The 18,451-nt window shown below is 63.5% G+C and carries 15 protein-coding genes and 2 tRNA genes; 4 read left to right on the top strand and 13 right to left on the bottom strand.

Going from position 1 to position 18,451, the window contains the following annotated elements; translation table 11 throughout:
* The first annotated feature begins 32 nt into the window (after window positions 1-32).
* A tRNA-Ala gene (locus IVB19_RS00395) sits at window positions 33-108 on the top strand.
* Window positions 109-216: 108 nt separating this feature from the next.
* On the opposite strand, the gene IVB19_RS00390 is transcribed toward IVB19_RS00395, so the two are convergent.
* From IVB19_RS00390 to IVB19_RS00360, 7 genes are all read right to left on the bottom strand, one after another.
* A complete protein-coding gene (locus IVB19_RS00390; RefSeq protein WP_018459743.1) occupies window positions 217-1,029 on the bottom strand; it encodes an enoyl-CoA hydratase in 813 nt (270 codons plus the stop codon).
* A 109-nt stretch (window positions 1,030-1,138) separates the two neighbouring features.
* Window positions 1,139-1,933 (bottom strand): glutamine amidotransferase, encoded by a 795-nt coding sequence (locus IVB19_RS00385; protein WP_026233871.1) that lies wholly within the window; start codon window positions 1,931-1,933, stop codon window positions 1,139-1,141.
* A gap of 127 nt (window positions 1,934-2,060) precedes the next feature.
* Entirely contained in the window at window positions 2,061-2,840 is a 780-nt protein-coding gene (locus tag IVB19_RS00380; protein ID WP_026233870.1) for an SDR family NAD(P)-dependent oxidoreductase, read from the bottom strand.
* 231 nt (window positions 2,841-3,071) lie between these two features.
* Window positions 3,072-3,560 carry a tellurite resistance TerB family protein gene (locus IVB19_RS00375; protein WP_085359631.1) on the bottom strand — a complete coding sequence of 163 codons (489 nt, stop codon included), beginning with the start codon at window positions 3,558-3,560 and terminating at the stop codon, window positions 3,072-3,074.
* 287 nt (window positions 3,561-3,847) lie between these two features.
* Window positions 3,848-5,257: an adenylate/guanylate cyclase domain-containing protein gene (locus IVB19_RS00370; RefSeq protein ID WP_247820864.1), complete on the bottom strand. Its 1,410-nt coding sequence runs from the start codon at window positions 5,255-5,257 to the stop codon at window positions 3,848-3,850.
* A 50-nt stretch (window positions 5,258-5,307) separates the two neighbouring features.
* Window positions 5,308-6,675 (bottom strand): cytochrome P450, encoded by a 1,368-nt coding sequence (locus tag IVB19_RS00365; protein ID WP_018459738.1) that lies wholly within the window; start codon window positions 6,673-6,675, stop codon window positions 5,308-5,310.
* A 34-nt stretch (window positions 6,676-6,709) separates the two neighbouring features.
* A complete protein-coding gene (locus IVB19_RS00360) occupies window positions 6,710-8,077 on the bottom strand; it encodes a twin-arginine translocation pathway signal (RefSeq protein WP_018459737.1) in 1,368 nt (455 codons plus the stop codon).
* 150 nt (window positions 8,078-8,227) lie between these two features.
* Between IVB19_RS00360 and IVB19_RS00355 the strand changes: the two genes are divergently transcribed.
* On the top strand, window positions 8,228-9,916 hold the full coding sequence (locus IVB19_RS00355) for an MFS transporter (protein ID WP_018459736.1): 1,689 nt from the start codon (window positions 8,228-8,230) through the stop codon (window positions 9,914-9,916).
* A 24-nt stretch (window positions 9,917-9,940) separates the two neighbouring features.
* On the opposite strand, the gene IVB19_RS00350 is transcribed toward IVB19_RS00355, so the two are convergent.
* Window positions 9,941-10,153, bottom strand: coding sequence for a hypothetical protein (locus IVB19_RS00350; RefSeq protein WP_018459735.1), 213 nt, complete (start codon window positions 10,151-10,153; stop codon window positions 9,941-9,943).
* A gap of 180 nt (window positions 10,154-10,333) precedes the next feature.
* The gene (locus IVB19_RS00345) at window positions 10,334-10,645 is read right to left on the bottom strand and encodes a hypothetical protein (RefSeq protein ID WP_018459734.1); all 312 of its coding nucleotides are present in this window, start codon (window positions 10,643-10,645) and stop codon (window positions 10,334-10,336) included.
* 255 nt (window positions 10,646-10,900) lie between these two features.
* On the opposite strand from IVB19_RS00345, the gene IVB19_RS00340 reads away from it, so the two are divergent.
* Window positions 10,901-11,947: a polysaccharide deacetylase family protein gene (locus IVB19_RS00340; protein ID WP_247295801.1), complete on the top strand. Its 1,047-nt coding sequence runs from the start codon at window positions 10,901-10,903 to the stop codon at window positions 11,945-11,947.
* A gap of 75 nt (window positions 11,948-12,022) precedes the next feature.
* Here the strand turns inward: IVB19_RS00340 and IVB19_RS00335 are convergent, their stop codons facing one another.
* Window positions 12,023-12,406 carry a hypothetical protein gene (locus IVB19_RS00335; RefSeq protein WP_018459732.1) on the bottom strand — a complete coding sequence of 128 codons (384 nt, stop codon included), beginning with the start codon at window positions 12,404-12,406 and terminating at the stop codon, window positions 12,023-12,025.
* Window positions 12,407-12,929: 523 nt separating this feature from the next.
* Here IVB19_RS00335 and IVB19_RS00330 point away from each other — a divergent pair.
* Window positions 12,930-14,948, top strand: coding sequence for a hypothetical protein (locus IVB19_RS00330; protein ID WP_157643122.1), 2,019 nt, complete (start codon window positions 12,930-12,932; stop codon window positions 14,946-14,948).
* Window positions 14,949-15,142: 194 nt separating this feature from the next.
* On the opposite strand, the gene IVB19_RS00325 is transcribed toward IVB19_RS00330, so the two are convergent.
* The 3 genes from IVB19_RS00325 to IVB19_RS00315 all read right to left on the bottom strand — a co-directional run bounded on the left by IVB19_RS00325 (window position 15,143) and on the right by IVB19_RS00315 (window position 18,417).
* A tRNA-Thr gene (locus IVB19_RS00325) sits at window positions 15,143-15,218 on the bottom strand.
* A gap of 100 nt (window positions 15,219-15,318) precedes the next feature.
* Complete coding sequence (locus tag IVB19_RS00320) at window positions 15,319-17,118, bottom strand: heme biosynthesis HemY N-terminal domain-containing protein (protein ID WP_018459703.1); 1,800 nt, start codon at window positions 17,116-17,118, stop codon at window positions 15,319-15,321.
* A 36-nt stretch (window positions 17,119-17,154) separates the two neighbouring features.
* Window positions 17,155-18,417: a COG4223 family protein gene (locus IVB19_RS00315; protein WP_018459702.1), complete on the bottom strand. Its 1,263-nt coding sequence runs from the start codon at window positions 18,415-18,417 to the stop codon at window positions 17,155-17,157.
* Window positions 18,418-18,451 lie beyond the last annotated feature (34 nt).

Here is an 18,451-nt window from a genome sequence, read left to right as displayed (position 1 = left end):
GTCGGCCGCATTGACCAGAGCGGCCTACAAAAGGGGCCATAGCTCAGCTGGGAGAGCGCGTCGTTCGCAATGACGAGGTCGGCGGTTCGATCCCGCCTGGCTCCACCACGCTTCGCCCTTCGGGCTACGCGTGGCGCAGCCGCGCGGAGCTCGAGGGGCGAAGCGTGGTGTCCGGCGTAGCCCGCAGGGCGAAGACGGACTGCCCCTTAAGCTTCCCTACTTCCCCGTAAACCTCGGCGGCCGCTTCTCCATGAAGCTCGCGACCCCCTCCCGGAAATCGCTGCCGTTCAGCGCCACCATCATGTCCCGGTTGGCTTCGATCGTCGCCTCCGCCAGCGTCTGGAACGGCACCTCGTAGAGCTGCCGCTTGATCACGGCCATCGCGCTCGGCGAGACGAAATCGGCGAGGTCGCGCGCATAGGCATAGGTCTCCTCGCGCAGCTTCTCGGGCGAGCAGAGCCGGTTCACCAGCCCGATCCGCAGCGCCTCGTCACTCGAAACGCGGCGCGCCGAGAGCAACAGATCCATCGCGTTGGCGTGGCCGACGATTCGCGGCAGCATCCAGCTGATGCCGTGCTCGGCGATCAGACCACGCCGGGCGAAGGCGGTGGTGAACACGGTGTTGTCGGCGGCAAAGCGCAGGTCGCAATAGAGCGCGTGGACGAGGCCGATGCCGGCGGTCGCGCCATTGAGCATGGCGATGACAGGCTTTCCGATCGACGGGTAGAAGCCATGGCGCGTCTGCCAGTCCGGCCGCCGGTTCATGTCGAAGGGCGGCAGGTTCGACGCGCGCCTGACATCATCGGGGTCGAGCCCCTTCAATGCGTCCATGTCGGCACCGGCGCAGAAGGCGCGGCCCGCGCCGGTGATCACGATGACGCGGACATTGTCATCGGCGCTCGATGCTTCCATCGCATGGCGCACGTCGCGCTCCATGATCGGCGTCCACGCATTCATGCGATCGGGACGGTTGAGCGTGATGGTCGCGACCTTGTCGCTGACCTCATAGAGAATGTGTTCGTAAGCCATGGTGCTCTCCCTTTGTTTGCCGGCGCAGTTTCGCGCGCGCTCGTTGACATGAGCCTAGCATATCAAGGGATGAGACAAGGGCTTGTGCCAACGGCCTGGGAGGGCGCGATCACTCGGCGGCTTGCGCCAGCAACGGCCGACGCGCCAGCCAGCCGTCGATGAATTGATCAAGCCAGGCCCGTTCCGCGGCATCGTAGACGGCACGGTCCGCGAAGTGATGATGCCGCTGCCGCGCGCCGGGCGCGCTGAGACCGTCATAGCCGCGCGTGGTCCAGCAATGCATCATGGCGTAGGTCACGTCAGGATGAAACTGCACGCCGAAAGCGTTGCCGGTGCGGAACGCCTGCACCGGAAAATCATCGCCTTCGGCAAGCAGTTCAGCGCCAACCGGCAGCTCGAAGCCTTCGCGATGCCAGTGATAGACCCGTGCCGGCCAATTCGGGCAGAGCCCGTGTCCCGCGGGTGTCGGGCGGATCGGGTAGTAGCCGATCTGGGTCAGCGCATCGGCATGCGGCGCGACGCGGGCTCCTAACTGCTTCGCGAGCATCTGCGCGCCGAGGCAGATGCCGAGGAACGGCCGCTGTTCGCGGAGCGGAATTTCGATCCAGTCGATCTCGCGGCGGATGTAGTCGTCGGGATCATTGGCGCTCATCGGACCGCCGAAGACCACAGCGCCGGCATGCTGGTCGAGGGTCTCAGGCAGCGGATCGCCGAGGCGGGGACGGCGGATGTCGAGGCGGTGGCCAAGGGCGCGCAGCGCATTGCCGACGCGGCCGGGCGTCGAGGATTCCTGATGCAGGATGATCAGAACCGGCAACCGGGTTTCGAAGGCGGCGACATCAGGCGTCCTTCTGGGGAAGGGCACCACATCTGCGCCACCAAATCTGTCCGTCCGGAACGACATGGTCTTTGCGACTGCTATCGGTTCTGACCGCCAGCATAACTAAGCGATCGTTAATTTCGTGTGAGTTTGCGCACACACACTCCCGATAGAAAGCAAGCTCCGGGCCACGACCGACCGAGAGCTCCCTCTAGCGTCTTTGTCTCTGAAACCGGCTGGTGGCGGACAGGATGAAGCCGCGCGGGAAGAAGCGCAGCGCGAATGGCACAATCTTGATGCCCAGACCGGGGAGCACGGCCCGCTTGTTGGCCATCAGGCCGCGATAGGCCTGTCGTGCGACCTCAGCGGCAGGAACATTGAGAAGGGCCGTATCATGTCCGGACCCAACGCCGGCGCGCGCCTGGAATTCGGTGGGCACCGGGCCCGGGCAAAGTACGGTGACGCGAACGCCGTGCGGTGCAAGCTCCGCCCGCAAGGCCTCGGTGAAGGAAATGACATAGGCCTTGGACGCGTAATAGACCGCCATGCCGGGGCCGGGCAGATAGCCGGCGACCGATCCGACGTTGAGAAGGCCACCCTTGTTCCTGATCAGCTGATCGGCAAAGCGCAGCGACAGATCCGTCAGAGCCCGGACATTGACATCCACTATGCCGACCTGCTCGACGCGGTCGCGCTCAATTGCGTCGCCGAACACGCCGAAGCCGGCATTGTTGACGAGATGATCGAGCTCGACGCCTTCGGCAGCGAGTGCGGCGGCGATCTTCTCGCCGGCATCCGCATCCTCAAGATCGCAGGCGATCACGATCGGCTTTTTGCCACCCTTGGCAGCGAGCTCGTTTGCGAGCGCCTCGAGCCGGTCCGCGCGTCGCGCCGTCAGCGCAAGACGGTGTCCGTTCGCGGCGAACACACGCGCTAGCTCCGTGCCGATGCCCGCCGAGGCACCGGTGATCAACGTTACCCGCTCAGTCACGATCGAGATCTCTTGAATTGAAGTTTTTTTGGCGCCGCAATGCTGGAACGAGAGCATAGGCCGTGCGCGACAGGCAAGCGGCGTCCACCGCATAGCCACCTGAGCGGGAAACGGGGGAAGCAGGAAAACCCCGTTTTTACAGGGGAAAACCGGAACCAGGGCAGCCCCGAGGCTACATTAAAGTTTCGTCATGTGGTCCGCACAACCGCCAATTGGCGGTATTGGCAGTGATCACCCGCCGACCGCGCTGTCCTTGACCTGACCACCGGCACGATCTGCGACCGCGTGCTTCAGGTCGATCCGGTCGCGTTGCGAAATCCCGAGCAGGTCGGAGGCACGCCAGACCACATTATCCTCGAACTCGGTAACCTGGCCATCGGCATAGACCAGCTCCCACATCATCTGGACGACCCGCTTGCGGCCCTCTTCGTCGAGCGAGCGCATCATGATGCTGGTGAAGTGATAGAGGTCGACCGCCTCGCCCTCGACCTCCGTCGCATCCGCGATCAGACGATCCGCGGTGCCGCGATCGAGCCCAAAGTGGCTTTCGATCAGGCTGTGCAATTTGCGCTGCTCGGCAGCCGTCGGCTGGCCGTCCAGCGAGATCACGTGAACCAGCAGCGCGGTCGCCGCCAGCCGGTAATCACCGTCACCGAAAGCGCGGTCCTGGGCATGGGGAGCAACAATGTCGGCGATGAATTGGCGCAGGCCGTCGAGCATAAGGTCCTACCGAAATCGATGAAGCCGCGGAGCGCGACCGCTACCAGCATTATATGAGTAGGAAATTCAACCGGCGCAACGTGCGTCAGTTCCGCGCGTCGCATTACGTTTCGGCAATCTGAGTCTGTGATTTTGGAGTAGGGCAAGGCAAGTGCGCACATGTGGTCCCGGCGAAGGCCGGGACCCATAACCACAGGCTGCGGTTTGGCGAAGGCTTTGGTAACGACCATCCAGCCTGTTTCGGAAATCACGCGGTATGGTCCCGGCCATCGCCGGGACGACACCAGTCACGGTATCTCGTACACCACCATCTTGTCGGCGATGCCGCGCAGTGCGGCCTGCTTCTGGATCGGCCTGATTTCGCGCTGCTTGAGGACTTCGGCAACCGCCGGCGCATCCAGCACCGGGCCGGTGATGTGAATCTCCTGCGCGGTCGAGAGGCTCTGCACGCGGGCGGCGATGTTGACGGTCTGGCCGAAATAATCCTGCCGCTCGTTCAGCATCACCGCGAGGCACGGACCTTCGTGGATGCCGATCTTGACGATGAGATCGGCAGTACCGCGCTTTTTGTTGAGCTCGTCCATCGCCGCGCGCATCCGCAAACCCGCTGCGATCGCATGCTCGGGACGGACGAAGGTCGCCATCACGGCGTCGCCGATGGTCTTCACCACCGCGCCTTTCTCGGAGGAGATGATCTCGAGCAGCGCATGGAAATGCGCGCGCACGAGGTCGAAGGCGGCAAGATCGCCGACGCGCTCATAGAGCGCGGTCGATCCCTTCAGATCGGTGAACAGGAAGGTCAGCGAGGTGATCTGGAGCCGCTGGTCGAGACTGAGATTGTCCGCCTTGAACACATCACGAAACGTCTGGTTCGACAGCATCCGCTTGGCGGTCAGGAACGGCTTGCGCTTGCCGATGAGGTGATGGAGCGCCTCGGCCGCGATGAACACCGACGGCAGCACGCGTACGCCGGCCTGGTTCTCCAGCGACAGCCGCAGCGGGCCCGGCCGCATGGTCGTGGTTCCCGTCGGCGCCTGCACCCTGTTGTACATGATGGCGAGCTGCTGACGGTCCTTGGTGGGCTCGCCCTGCACGTCGATGAAATGCGCCGCGTGCGTCACCGGTTCGAAGATGATGATGAAATCGTCCGGCAGTTGCAGCGACATGGTCGCCTTCTCGCCGGCCGGGAGCTCCATCGTGTCCAGCGTCACCTCGTTGGCGAGCGTCGCAAACGATTCCTTGTTGAAGTCGACGCCGGAACTCCAGAACACCTGCTTGAAGTACTCCCACACCGGAAGCGTATCGGGATCATGCGCCGCAATGCGCCGGATACGTGAATTGACGGTGAAGGAGACTTCGACCTGATCATCGACGGAGGCCTTGTAGCCGCAGGCGCACAGCGCACAATGATAATTGTCTGGCTTGAGCGCCTTCAGGGTCGAGTGCGCACCCAACACGCCGCCGCAGCCCGGGCACAGCACATTCCAGCCCAGATCGAACAGGCCGAGCCGCGCCGAATGCAGGAATGCCGAGATCGCGTGCTCTTCATCGAGACCGTGCTGCTTCGCGAAATCGAGTACATTGACGCGGTTGAGCTCGTGATCTTCGCCGTCCTCGATGAGGCGCGCGATCGCGTCGACCACTTTCGCATCGGCGGTCTGCTTCAGAACGGAAAACTGGGCCTGGATATCGCTCATGGCGCAACTCTATCTGGAGTGGATCACGCCGTCGGCCAGGCGAACGCCTGTCACCGACGCGTGATGCGGAACAGCGGCGACCGGTCCGGCTGGGTCGTGACGACGCCGAGCGGAATGACAGGGCTGGTATCGGCAAGCTCGACACGGAACGCACCGATCAGCCGGGCCAGCGCCAGCACGGATTCGGCTTGCGCGAAGGGGGCGCCGACGCAGACGCGCGGACCCGCGCCAAAGGGCAGATACGCGAATCGATCGGGCGCTTCCGTGGACATGAAGCGTTTTGGAATGAACGCGTTCGGCTGATCCCACAGCTTCTCGTGCCGGTGCAGCAGCCACGGTGCGATCATGATGATGTCGCCCTTGCCGATGGCGACGCCGGCCGCGTTGTCCTTCTCGCGCGCGGCCCGGGCGATCAGGAAGGCCGGCGGATAAAGCCGCATGGTCTCCTCGATCACGGCGCGGGTGAACTTCTGCCGATCGATGTCGGCCATGCTGTCGAGGTGCTCGCCGCGGGTCTCGGAGGCGATCTCCTCCTGCGTATCGGGATCGAGCGCGAGCAGATAGAGCGCCCAGAACAGCGCGGTCGCCGTGGTCTCGTGACCCGCGAGGATCATAGTCGCGACTTCGTCGACCAGTTGTTCGTCCGAAAAGCCCTTGCCGGTTTCAGGGTCACGCGCCTCGTCCATGAGATCGAAAAGATCGCGCGGCGGCGCGCCGTCTTTCTTGCCCATCTCACGCCGCTCGGCGATCAGCATCGCGACGAATTCGGTCCAGCGCTTGCGGAAACGGGCGCGGGCAAAATCCATCGGACTCGGCCAGGACAGCGGCAGCACCATGTCGAGCAAGTACGGCCGTCCGAGTCGGGCTCCATACTCCATGACGAAGTTGCGCAAGGTCAGACCATGCCGGTCCATGCCGAACGAGAACATGGTGCGGCCGGCGATCTCCAGCGTCATGCGCTGCATGATCTCGCGCAGATCGACCGGCTCGCTCGTTCGCCCGTCGAGCTTTGCGATGGTCTCGTCGAGCACCGCCGTCATGTGCGGAACGAGATTTGCTGTCGCACGCGGCGTGAACGCCGGCGCGAGGGTGCGGCGCTGAAACGTCCACGAATGGCCCTCCGCAATCAGAAGACCGTCGCCGAGCACGGGACGAAGCATGCGGATGCCCGCCGGAGTACGCGAATAATTCTCGTAATTGCTGAGCAGGACATGCCGGATCGCATCCGGCCGGTTCAGGATGAAGCTGTTGCGGAAGAAGAAGCGGCCTTCAATGACGTCTTCCTCATAGGCGCGCTGCCCCCAGGTCGCGATCATATTCCGCTTGATCACGGCAAGCCGGCCGAGGAACGACATGTCGTCGGGCGCTCGCGGCGGCGTCGGAGGGACGATGGGCCGACGCACGCTGGCGATGTTCATGGCTCTCTCCCGGAGGGGTGGCGCAGGCAGTTAGCTAGTAAGTCAGCTCGGCAATCGCAATCCTGTTCTCGGAGGCAGGCCAGGCGCGTGCCACAATTCGTTCTTCGTTGAATTCGGCCACGATGTTACGCCCGACCTCGCCGGCCGGAAGGCGCAGTGTTGCTGTCGAATCCGTGGGCACACCCGATTTGACGTCCGCCGGCTCCTTGCCGTCGAGCAGCACCACGTCCCGCGGCAGGCCGAAATAGCCGCGCGGACGCGACATGATCACGACGGCCCCGGCGTCCTTGTCCGCGGGACCGAGCGGGCGCGCGGCGCGCAGGTGAACGACGTCGGACGAGCGCGGGAAGGGCGAGCGGTAGATGTGCGTCGTCGGCGCATCCGGCGCTGCGAGGGCGAATTCGAGCGACCAGGAAGGTTCGACCTGCGCCGGTCCCCAGCGGCCGTCGGCACCGGTCTTCGCGCTGTGCACGGCGCTGCCCTTGCGCTCACCGGTTTCAGGATCAACCCGAAAGATATCGACGGTTGCACCGGCCACCGGCCGATTGGTCGGCGCACCGCCCGGTGTGCCCGTCACGAGGCCGCTCAGCCTGACGCTCTGCTCCGGCACAATCGAGATTCGCGCGGGCTCGCGGCCGGCAATGAACTTATAGATCTCGCGGAAGGCTCGGGGGTGAAACGCCACCTCGCGATGATCGAGTGCGCCCAGCACGAGGTTGGTGGCCCCCTTCAACTCCGGACCTTCGACGCTGACGCCGGTCGGCGTGCCGGGCTTGCCGATGAAGCGGCCATCGGCCTGCGCGTATTTGTCCATGCCGTCGCTGCGCAAGGTCAGGAAGGCAACACCCGGCGTCACCTCACTCTCGCCCTCGTTCAGGCCGAGCAGGAACGCGCCGCGGCCGTTGAACTCGCTGTTGGGCTGGTCGTCAGTCGCGAACACGCCGTGATTGGGCGTGCCGCACAGCACGGCGTGGCTGACATCGCCGGCGCCGCCGTTCTTGATGACGTTGCGGATGGCATAGCCGCCGCGCGAGCTGCCGACCAGCGCCACGCGGGCGGCGCCGGTGCTGCGCTTCAATTCGGCTATGGCGGCGGCGAGCTCGCGGCGCTGGTCCTCGGTCGAGGAGCGGCCCGCCTGCTCGACCTTGTCGTCACTTCGCGCATTGGGATCGTTGAAATTGATCGCATGCATGCGATCGCGCGCAATGCCGTTGGATTCCATCCGCCACAAGGTCGTCATCCAGAGCGCGTCGTAGTCGCCATTGCCGTGGACGAACAGGATTGGCGGCACCTCGCTCGGCGCAGTGGGTGCGGATTGAGCCAATGCGCCCGTGCGCAAGCTCGCAATTGCGAAGGGCAAGCTGCCGGCACCTTGCAAGATCATCCGTCGTGACAGCTTCATCTGTTCCTCCCCGGCAAAAGCATCTCTGTGCACCGCTTATACCGGCCTAACCACTGGACAGCGAAGGACTTTCGCGGGCATCACTGAACTTGCCGAAATCGCCCAAAGACCACGCCGACGCCACTTCTGCCAGCCCATTTGGAAGGGGATATGACCGAGCAGACGAACCGTCAGAAAATTGACGCCGACGGCATCATGGCGCCGCTACGGTACACCGTGTTCCGGCGCATCTGGCTCGCCAGCCTGCTCTCCAATCTCGGCCTGCTGATCCAGGGCGTGGGCGCCGCCTGGGCGATGACGCAGATGGCGGCCTCGGCGGACAAGGTGGCGCTGGTACAGACCGCCCTGATGCTGCCGATCATGCTGATCTCGATGCCGGCGGGCGCCATCGCCGACATGTATGACCGCCGTATCGTCACCCTGATCGCGCTCATGATCGCGCTGACTGGCGCGACCGCACTCACGGTCCTGGCCTGGCTCAACTTCATTTCCCCGGAAACGCTGCTCGCCTTCTGCTTCGTGGTTGGCAGCGGCAACGCACTGTTCGGTCCGGCCTGGCAGTCCTCGGTCAGCGAGCAGGTGCCGCCCGATGCACTGCCGTCAGCCGTCGCGCTGAACGGCATCAGCTACAACATCGCCCGCAGCTTCGGCCCTGCGGTCGGCGGTGTCATCGTCGCCGCACTCGGTGCTGTCGCGGCGTTCGCGTGTAACGCGATCCTCTATTTGCCGCTGTTGGTGGTGCTGCTGCTCTGGCGGCGCAACACCGAACCCTCGCGCCTGCCGCGGGAGAAGCTCAACCGCGCCATGGTATCGGGCTTCCGCTACATCACCAATTCGCCGCCGATCAAGATCGTGCTGTTGCGCACGCTGGTGATGGGCCTGATTGGCGGTGCCATCATGGCGTTGATGCCGCTGGTCGCACGTGATCTGCTGCATGGCGGCGCGCAAACCTACGGCATCATGCTCGGCGCCTTCGGAATGGGCGCTGTGATCGGCGCGCTCAACATCCACGAATTGCGCAAGCGCATGAGCGGCGAAGCCGCGATCCGCGCCTGCACCATCTCGATGGCGTTTGCGATGGCCGCTCTCGCCGTGAGCACCGAGCCGGTGCTGACCGCGGCTGCGCTGGTGCTCGCCGGCGCGGTCTGGATGGCCGCCATCGCGCTGTTCAATATCGGCGTGCAGCTCTCGGCGCCGCGCTGGGTCGCCGGCCGCTCGCTCGCGGCGTTTCAGGCTTCGATTTCCGGCGGCATCGCGATCGGCGCCTGGGGCTGGGGCCATCTCACCGACTATGCCGGCGTCGAGGTAGCGCTGCTGACCGCCGCCGGCCTGATGCTGATCTCGCCGGTGCTCGGAATCTGGCTCACGATGCCGCGCGTCGGCGCCCGCAACGAAGACGCCGATCTGCTGGCCGATCCGGAAGTCAAATTGTCGCTCACGGCGCGCAGCGGGCCGCTGGTGGTCGAGATCGAATACCGCGTCGCCCAAGAGAACGCCCGCGCCTTTCACAACGTGATGCAGGACGTGCAGCTCTCTCGCCAGCGCAACGGCGCCTATGGCTGGTCGATCGCGCGCGACATCGCCGATCCCGAATTGTGGACCGAGCGCTATCATTGCCCGACCTGGCTCGACTATCTGCGCCAGCGCAACCGCTCGACCCAGTCCGAACGCGCGCTGCATCAGGAGGCGATCGATTTCCACATCGGCCCGGATCCGGTGCGGATCCGCCGCATGCTCGAGCGTCCGTTCGGCTCGGTGCGCTGGAAAGAGGAGACGCCGGACCAGGCAGCAAGTGAGGTGCTGCCCGTGGTCGCCACTGCGGCGGGAAGCAGCACTTAGGTTTTGCGAGTCCGTAGCGACGTCTTACTGCCCGTGATCCGTCAGCACCTTGTCGCAGCCCTTGGTGAGCCGCGTACGGTTCTGCTTGAGGCAGGCGAGCACGGCGCCATCGCCATTGTTCATCACCGGACGGCAGAAGCGCGTGACGTCGCGCGCGCAGGCGTCGTGACCGGGCTGCTGCGCTGACGCAGTCGATGCAAACAGGATCAATGGAATGATGCAAAGAAATCTGGTCATCGCGTAATGCCTCTTACCCGGAAGATGTGCGGGCGAAGCTAGAGCGACGATCCCGAAGCCGCAACGGCTTTATTGGCAGACGGGCTTGCGCCGCCGCGGCGCTCCGGCATCACGCCGGGGCACATCGCGAGGGGAGCTAACCGACGCAACGACGCTATCGTTGCTGTTACTGATCGACTCTTATTGACTGTCCTGGGCGTCAGCGACCTTGCGTGACGCGCCGCCCTTGGCGAGATCCTTGTCCATCACCGCACGGCAACCGGCGCTCAGATCCGAACGATGCTTCATCATGCACGCCGTGATCTTCGGGATGTTCGGGATTTCCGACGAGCACAGGCGGAAAGCGTCGCCGGTGCACTGCTGCTGCGCTTCGGACGAGAAGGCGAAGCTCGAGCCGGTCGAGGCGATCGAGAGGATGGCGGCAAAGCCCAGAGCCAGGCTGACGTCGCGGATCTTGCTACTTAAGGACTTGATGTTCAGCGAGTTGGTCATTTGAAGCTCCCATTGGCACCGCGGAAGCGGGCCCGCCGTTGTTGATGGGATTGACCATGCTCCAGCAAAACAGTTCCGACTGTGATGACGGTCACGGGAGGCTCACCCTCTGTGACCTCGGTCACGCTGGCGCACCTCGCTGAAATTCCTCCATATCCGCTGTCGTGTTGGTGTCACGTTAACTGTTCCTTCGCATTAATGGCTCGTCGAGCGGGAAATTCCGCCGGTTTGGTTGCGTAATTGGAAAGAATGGCGATGCGTAATGCGTTGGGCCTGATGCTGGCCAGTGTAGTTGCGGCGGTCGTGATTGCCGCCGGCGGTTGGTTTTATTATTCCTCGCGCGCCGACCAGGCCGCTCCCAAGACGATTGCCGCCCGTGCCGCCGATCCATTGCCGGCACAGGCGAAGCTCGCCGCCAAGGACGACGTCGCGATCACGGCCGCGATTGCGGCCAAGCCGGCGGCAGCCGCCTCGGCGCCCGCACCCGCGCCGATGCCGGTTCAGCAGAAATCGACCTGCGCCAATCCCAACGCGCTCGGCGTCTCCCGCGTGGTCGAGATCGACACCACCGGCGGTCCGGGCTTCGGCTTCGATCATTTCAAGCAGTTCGACTTCCTCACCGACAAGGAGGTCGTGCTGACGTTCGACGACGGCCCCTGGCCGGTCAACACGCCCGCCGTACTGAAGGCGCTCGCGGACGAATGCGCCAAGGGCCTGTTCTTCTCGGTCGGCAAGCATGCGACCTACCACCCGGAGATCCTGCGCCAGGTGCTGGCCCAGGGCCATACGGTCGGCACGCACACCTGGTCGCACGTCAATCTGAACGGCAAGAAGATGACCGAGCAGATGGCCAAGGACGAGGTCGAAAAGGGCATTAGCGCGGTGAAATACGCGCTCGGCACCAACCCGGCGCCGTTCTTCCGCTTCCCGCAGCTCCAGCACAATCCGGCGATCGTGAGCTATTTCGGCACCCGAAACGTCGCGATGTTCTCGACCGACATCGACTCCTTCGATTTCAGGAAGGGCGCCACGCCGGAGAAGATCATCGAGACCGTGATGACCAGGCTCGACAAGCTCGGCAAGGGCATCATCCTGATGCACGACTTCCAGAAGCACACCGGCGAAGCCATGCCCGCGCTGCTCGCGCGGCTGAAGGCCGGCGGCTACAAGATCGTGCAGATGAAGGCCAAGACGACCCTCCAGTCGCTGCCGGAATATGACGAGGCGCTGCTGAAGGACCTAAAGGTGCCGACCTCGAGCGCGCGTCCGATCGGGAGCGTGGTGCAGACGGTTTCGCAGTAACGCGCCCGATCAGATTCAAAACTCTCGCGTGATGGCCGGGCTTGTCCCGGCCATATCCTTTTGAGAGCGGGCATCTTACCAGTAGATGCCATGGCGATGCAGCTCGCTGATGATGCGGCCTTCGGTCCAGCTGCGCTTGTGCTTCGGCTTGTCTGCCTTGGCCGTTGTCTTCGCGGCGGGTTGCGTCGTCGTCGCGGGCGCTGAGGCCGTCGTGGTCGTGGGTGTGGCAACCGCCGCGGGCGCATTGAGCGACACCGCCGGCGGGCGATCGAGATATTTCGGAGCTTCGGCGGCAGGCGCTGCTTCGCTCACCTGCGTCGGCGCGGCGGCAAGCGCCGGCGTCGTTTGCTGAACCGAAGCCGGCTCGCTCACCGCGGACAGCGACAGGCTGCGCGGGCCTCCGGCCTGGGCAGAGGCAGAGACCAGCACCATGGCGGTCACCAAAATGATCTTGCGCATATGAAATCTCCCCGTGTTTGGCGTGAGCTGGACACTAGGGGAGCCGATTGCGAGTTTATGTGATCACGATCACTCAGGGTGGCGCTCGATCCCGAACGCGTCCGTTGCGATGGAACGGCAGCTCTCTGTGCGATAGTTGTGGACGCTGCGAACGACAACTATAGTTGGCCGTCCTCGCTGATCTTCGAATTGTCTAATGTATAAGGTCTTTCCACATATGAAGGAAGGCGAGTCTACACCGTCTCGCCCGCAGTCAACTGCCGCTCGGGATGGTCATCGTGCGGAAGCACCCCGCTCTAGTCCGCTAGGGCGAACCTCTGAACCACCCACAAAGCTGAGCGACCCAATTAGCGAGTCGCGATGGCACAAATTCGGCCGCGTCGCCCTTGGGTACCGCCGTCGCGCCCATGCGACGTACATCAAAGCGCTACTGTCTACAGACCTGCGCCTGCAACGAACGATCCAGCAAGTCGCCTCCAAAGGATCAACGCTCCTCGCGACAATTGTGTCCGTGATAATCTCGGTGCTCTTCTACACCATCGCTGACAGCACGGATATCAAAGCAAGTGAGATGCACTTAGCCGCCGCCCAAATAATTGGCGCTGCGCTTGCGCTAGTTTTGTCTCTTTCAATTATTCCTGCGCAACGCGCCGCCGAATTATTTTCTATCTCTGTTTTGCAGCAGTTCGCTAAGGATCGTGCTCTTCTCGGCGTTTTTTTGATTTTGGTGGCGACTACGATGCTCTCGCTCTTGCTGGGGACGCGGTGGTCCGTCCGGCTCGATCCGAAGATGTCCCTGGTGCTGCAATTCCTTCTTCTTGGAATATCATTCGATGCTCTGCGCCGCTTCTACGTTTCAACACTTAACCTGCTTGCACCAGAGTCGGCCATCCGACAAATCGTACGGGTCAGCAGCGCGCAGATTCGCAGGATAGGACGAGCTGCTGAGAAGGTGGTCGCAATTCAAGTCGTTGCTAACGGCGCGCCGAGTAAGATGGATCAGACACTCCACGCACAAACAATTGTGCGCACGCGCTTACCTCAAGGACTCCAACACTCGATTGCGCAACTTGAGGAATTTGCGCACCGTTTCATTGCTCGCCGCGACTCGAATGCGACCATCGAAACCCTCGGCGCGCTTGAAACTATCGCTACCGAATACTCAGACCTACGAAAGAAGAGCATAACGCTTCATGTAGATCCCAAATTTCCATTTGCTGGATACCTGAGCGACGTATCGGACGTATTGAATCCCATCTACGAGAGCATACTGCACATCATAGAGGACGCGATTGCCGCCAAGAACGAGCGAGTTGTGCAACATTCAATCTCGTCAATGGGCCGGATGACATTGCAGGCTATGTCTGTTGTCGCGCCCGGCGCGGCAGAGCAGAGAGTAGCGCCGCTGGCCTATAGTGCTTGCTTTTACCTTCACCGCGCGGCGCGTTTGGTGCTTGCGGCCAACATGCCCGACGCAAAATTGCGTGCTATTTCCAGTTTCGGAGCCGTGCTTCAAAACCGCTCGACTGATGTGGGCTCTACGGAAACAACAATGGAGGCGAACGAGGCGCTCTTTGACATTGCTGTGGATGGATACGGTAAGTCGGATCAGATTTCGGTGTTCCGCTCGTTTGAAGCCATTCTTTTCGCGGTCCGTTTTGAAATCGAGAACGACTTGTTCGAAGTAGGGTCGCTAAAATCGACGTTAGACCAAATTTCCGAACTAATTCCGTCCGAGATATTGGCTGACGCCGCAGGTAAACGCCGTTTACACGTTTTCCCGGCTTACGCACTCGGCTTTGAAGCTAGCATCCCGGCGCTGGTCGAAAGCATCGCGGCAAAGATCAAGGTTGATCCAGAGCGGCCATGGAACGATCCCTTCGCCGATCTATCTGAGGCCGCGGAAGAAGTCCGCGGGCATTACCGACGCCTGTCGAGTATCGATTTTCAAGGCACCCTATTGGCCAAATGGGTGCTGGACTCCCTCGATGCGATTCTGAAAGTGCTCATGCGCCAGATCGCGCATCCACCTTCAGGTGCAGAGGAATTTATCTCGACGGTTGTGGATGACCTAAAGCCACTCATAACTTGGGTGGGAGGATTTTTTCCTGCTGATCGTCCTGCAAAGGGACACCACTTGTCCGACGCGACGGCCAATCTTGCGGTCTTTGGACTCGATGCGCTCGACAAAGGCTGGCCCGACATCGCGCAGACCTGCGCAGAAACAATCGAAAGAATTGCTGATAACGTCGGGGGAAAGATCAGCGCCTATAACTTGGCCGACATACATGTCGATCTAGAAGTTATTGCCCGAGCCGGTGAAAGGACAGCCGGAAAAGCGTTTGCTGCAAACGTTCGATCCATGATCTCTCTGCCCGCAAATCTCGACCAAGATAGTCAAAAGCATCACCTTGAAGCGCGGGCAACACGGTTTGCCCAATTGGACGAAGCTGTATCAAAGGCAGGCCGTCGGCCGTACTCAATGAAAGCCGATCCTGCCGAGCGCCTGCACGCGTTCTTTGAAATTCATCCGCAGCGATAGTGCATGCCCGGCGGTGATAGCGAGGATCGATGCAATGGCGACGGATGATGACCGCAAGCTAATAACCGCCGCGCGAGACGCGCTGCACCTGAAGCAGACGCCTGCAACCTCTCGACACCCGTTCGGCGCGAGGCTGTCACCCATGTCTTAGGTACGTTCCGTTACCCATGTCTTCGGGCCGGACACTGGGGCGCTGGTGCCGCAAGAGGGATTCGAACCCCCGACCCCGTCATTACGAATGACGTGCTCTACCAACTGAGCTATTGCGGCGAACCTTGCCGGGGCCCGCGCGAGGCCGGTCCCGTTACGCGCGCTCCTGATATCGGGCATGGCCCGAATTGGCAAGGTGGCGCCGGCTCCCAAATGCCGCTCACCCGCCCCAGCGAGACCAGAATCCGCGCCAGCCGCCGGCCTGGGCCTTTGCGTGGTCCCTGGGCGTGCCGATTTGTTCCGTAAATTCATCGCTCGGACCCTCGTCATCGATCCCGGGATCATCAGGCGCGCGGACGATCGGGATGACGGCGGGAATAGGCGCTGGTGCCGGCTTGCCAAGGTCGGCGCGGGTCCGGAACACCGGCGTTGCCGCCGCGGACGATGATTCGGCGATCTCAGGGGCCGGTTTGAGCGGCTCGGCAGGCGTGACGACCGGCTCTTCCTTGACGGTTTCTTTGGCGGTCTCCTCGACGGCTTCCTTTAAGATTTCCTGGGCTTCAAGGGGCGGCGAATTGTCCTGCGGAGCGGGCACCGGATCCGGCGCCATGACAGCCGGTTCCACCGGGCTCTCGCTCGGGGCCGCCGTCACCCGCTTCGGCGGCGGAGCCGCCAGCATCGCTTCCTCGAAGGCCGAGGATTCGATCATGGCGCCTTTGTCGGAAGGAAGACTCGCGACTGGCGTTTGCCACTGGAAGGCGTCAAGACGGCCGGTGACCGGGGAAACCGGACGCCAGCGGTCGCTGACATAACCGTCCGCAGTCCAGGCCGGATCATGGCGGGCGCGCACCGCGCGCAAGGTCCAGGCGCGGGCCCGGCCGCCGTCACCATGCTCGGTCCGCTCGATCTCGGCCATCAGCATCGCCACGCGCTGGGTGGGATCGTTGACGTAAGGCGCCAGCACCGCGCGCGCACGGGCAAACTCGGACGCATCGATCGCGGCGCGCGCGATCGCCAGCTGGCCCTCGATATAGCCAGCATTGTCGGCAGAAATCTTGGCCGCAAGCGTCTCGACCCGCTGCAGGCGCTGCCGCGCGGAATCGCCGAGCTTCACATGCGCATAGGCATCCGCAAGATCAGGATGCGGATTGGCGAGCCAGGCGGTTTCCACCAGCTTCATGGCGCGGCGCACCTGATGCGCCTCGCTCTCGAATTTTGCAGCGAGCACTGCGGCCGGAACCAGGGTCGGCGCGAGCTTGACCGCCTGCATCACGCTCTCGCGCGCGACGTCGCGGTCCATTGTTTCCAATTCCAGCGCGCGGGCGGCGAGCAGCACGCCGCGCTGGCGGCGATAGGCCTGCTTGTCGATCAGGCCCGCGGACAGATTCGAATCGAGGATCGCGAGCGCGCCGCTCCAGTCGCCGCGCGCGCAGCGGAAGCCGAGCACCGCATGCGAGGCCCAGGTCGAGGACGGCGACAGCTTGATCGCTTCCTCGGCGATCATCACGGCGCCGACCGCATCGTCGGCGCGCTGCGCCTCGATGAACAGGCCGCGCAGGCCGAGCAGGCGCGTGTCCTCGCGCTCGGCCATGGCACGGAAGACGCGCTGGGCCTCGTCGCGATTGCCCTCGAGCTGCGCCGATTGCGCATGCAAGAGAAGCGCGAGCGGATCGTTTGCAGCCAGCCGCCGCGCGGTATCGGCGTGGCGACGGGCAAGCGCGGTGTCGCCATGGCCGATCGCAAGCAGGCCGTGGGTGATGGCGTGGCGGCCGCGAGCATGGCGCTTTTCGTGACGACGGCGGCGCAGACGCCCCGGAGCGCGCCAGGCCATCGTCAGCAGGCTCCAGACCAGCACGACTGCCGCGGCAAAGAGACCAAGCAAGAACACGAAGCGGGGAAGCGTCGTTGTGGCGCGGAAAGCGCCCGCAGTCAGGACGAGGTCGCCGGGCTGATCGGCAACCCAGGCCGCGCCGGCCGCCGCCAGTGCGATCAGAACGAGGAAGAGGACGATGCGAAGCATGACGATCCCTATACGCGCTGATTGTTGCGCGAACCTTTATTGACCAGGCTTGACGAGATCCGCCATGGCGGCGTCGGCGAATTTGCGTGACGCGGCGAGCGCGGCGTCACGGGCATCGGTCTTGTCGAGCCAAGCTTGCGCCGGTGCACGATCGGCCTCGGGCAGCGTTTTCAACTCGCGCCGCGCCTCGACGAAATCGTTGCGCAACGCAGCCGCCGTCACCCGCGCGACGATCGCGCCGCGATCGTTGCCGACCCCGTCGGTACGCTCGATGCGGACGAGTTTCGACGCCCCCGCCTGAAGGCGCTCGACGATTCCGGTGCCGCTGGCCGGAGCTTCCGCCGGCGGCGACAATTTTGGCACGATGTTGAGGAGCTCGCGACTCAAGGCGACCGGCGTCGGAATGCCTGACGACGCAAAGGTGTCGAGCGGCTTCAGCATCTCCGGCTTTGCTGCCAGCGACCGCGCGGCGGCGAGCTGCGACTCGTAGGCATCGCCATGGCGAACGGCGACGTCGAGCAGGGCCGCCGCCACCACATGGCGCAGCGGCTTGTCGTCCATCGTTTTCGCGTCGGCGATCTTCTCGCTTTGCTGTGCGAGTTCCGCACGTTCGGTCTTGCTGGCACGTTCGAGCTGAGCGAGGCGGTCGTTGAGAGCGGCAAGATCGGGCGCGGCAGCGCGCGGCGCCGATGTCGCGTCGTTTAGGGCGCTGGCAGTCTTGTCGGATTGTGCGCGCAGATTGGCGATCTCGCTGCGCAGGCTCGTTGCGGATTTCTCCAGCGCATCGATCCGCGCCACCATGGCCGGATCGGCGGCCGGCTTGCCCGTCTTGGCTTCGACCGCGGCCACGCGCCCGCTCAGCGCCTCGACGGTTGCGCCCGTCACTTGCGGAGCAGCCGGCGGCGCCTGCACGGCAGGCCAGCCCAGCATCCAGCCGACCGCGATCACGATTGCGGCTGCGACGGCGCCGGAGAACGCAGCGATAACCCAGGGTGAAATCGACGGCGATACCGACGCGGACGCAACGGAAGACTCTTCTTCGGCAGGTTCGGGCTGCGGCGCGGCAATAGCTTCTTCGGACCTTACCTCTTGAGACTTTTCCTCTTGAGACTTGCCCTCTTCAGATTTGGCTTGCTCATGCGCGGCCTGTTCGGTCGCTGCCCCAGCCTCAGGCTCGCCCGTCACCTGCTGCGGCTGAGTCGAGACTTCCGTCGCCTCGAGGTCGATGGTGGGCGGGATGCGCTTGGCGCGGCCGGACTCGGGAGCCAATCCTGCGTCTTCAGGCTTGTCGTCGGCCATCGTGACGGTTCCTCACACTTACCTGCCCTGAACG

It is taken from the genome of Bradyrhizobium sp. 187, assembly GCF_023101005.1.
Lineage (GTDB): Bacteria > Pseudomonadota > Alphaproteobacteria > Rhizobiales > Xanthobacteraceae > Bradyrhizobium > Bradyrhizobium canariense_D.
The sequence above is the reverse complement of the archived record's forward strand: the minus strand, read 5'-3'. Positions and strand labels throughout refer to the sequence as shown.

Coding starts and splice junctions, on each gene's coding strand:
- IVB19_RS00385 (WP_026233871.1), bottom strand. CDS start 1,933: ATGTCGTTCCGGACGGACAGATTTGGTGGCGCAGATGTGGTGCCCTTC.
- IVB19_RS00365 (WP_018459738.1), bottom strand. CDS start 6,675: ATGAACATCGCCAGCGTGCGTCGGCCCATCGTCCCTCCGACGCCGCCG.
- IVB19_RS00360 (WP_018459737.1), bottom strand. CDS start 8,077: ATGAAGCTGTCACGACGGATGATCTTGCAAGGTGCCGGCAGCTTGCCC.
- IVB19_RS00335 (WP_018459732.1), bottom strand. CDS start 12,406: ATGCGCAAGATCATTTTGGTGACCGCCATGGTGCTGGTCTCTGCCTCT.
- IVB19_RS00390 (WP_018459743.1), bottom strand. CDS start 1,029: ATGGCTTACGAACACATTCTCTATGAGGTCAGCGACAAGGTCGCGACC.
- IVB19_RS00315 (WP_018459702.1), bottom strand. CDS start 18,417: ATGGCCGACGACAAGCCTGAAGACGCAGGATTGGCTCCCGAGTCCGGC.
- IVB19_RS00350 (WP_018459735.1), bottom strand. CDS start 10,153: ATGACCAGATTTCTTTGCATCATTCCATTGATCCTGTTTGCATCGACT.
- IVB19_RS00320 (WP_018459703.1), bottom strand. CDS start 17,118: ATGCTTCGCATCGTCCTCTTCCTCGTTCTGATCGCACTGGCGGCGGCC.
- IVB19_RS00375 (WP_085359631.1), bottom strand. CDS start 3,560: ATGCTCGACGGCCTGCGCCAATTCATCGCCGACATTGTTGCTCCCCAT.
- IVB19_RS00355 (WP_018459736.1), top strand. CDS start 8,228: ATGACCGAGCAGACGAACCGTCAGAAAATTGACGCCGACGGCATCATG.
- IVB19_RS00340 (WP_247295801.1), top strand. CDS start 10,901: ATGCGTAATGCGTTGGGCCTGATGCTGGCCAGTGTAGTTGCGGCGGTC.
- IVB19_RS00345 (WP_018459734.1), bottom strand. CDS start 10,645: ATGACCAACTCGCTGAACATCAAGTCCTTAAGTAGCAAGATCCGCGAC.
- IVB19_RS00370 (WP_247820864.1), bottom strand. CDS start 5,257: ATGAGCGATATCCAGGCCCAGTTTTCCGTTCTGAAGCAGACCGCCGAT.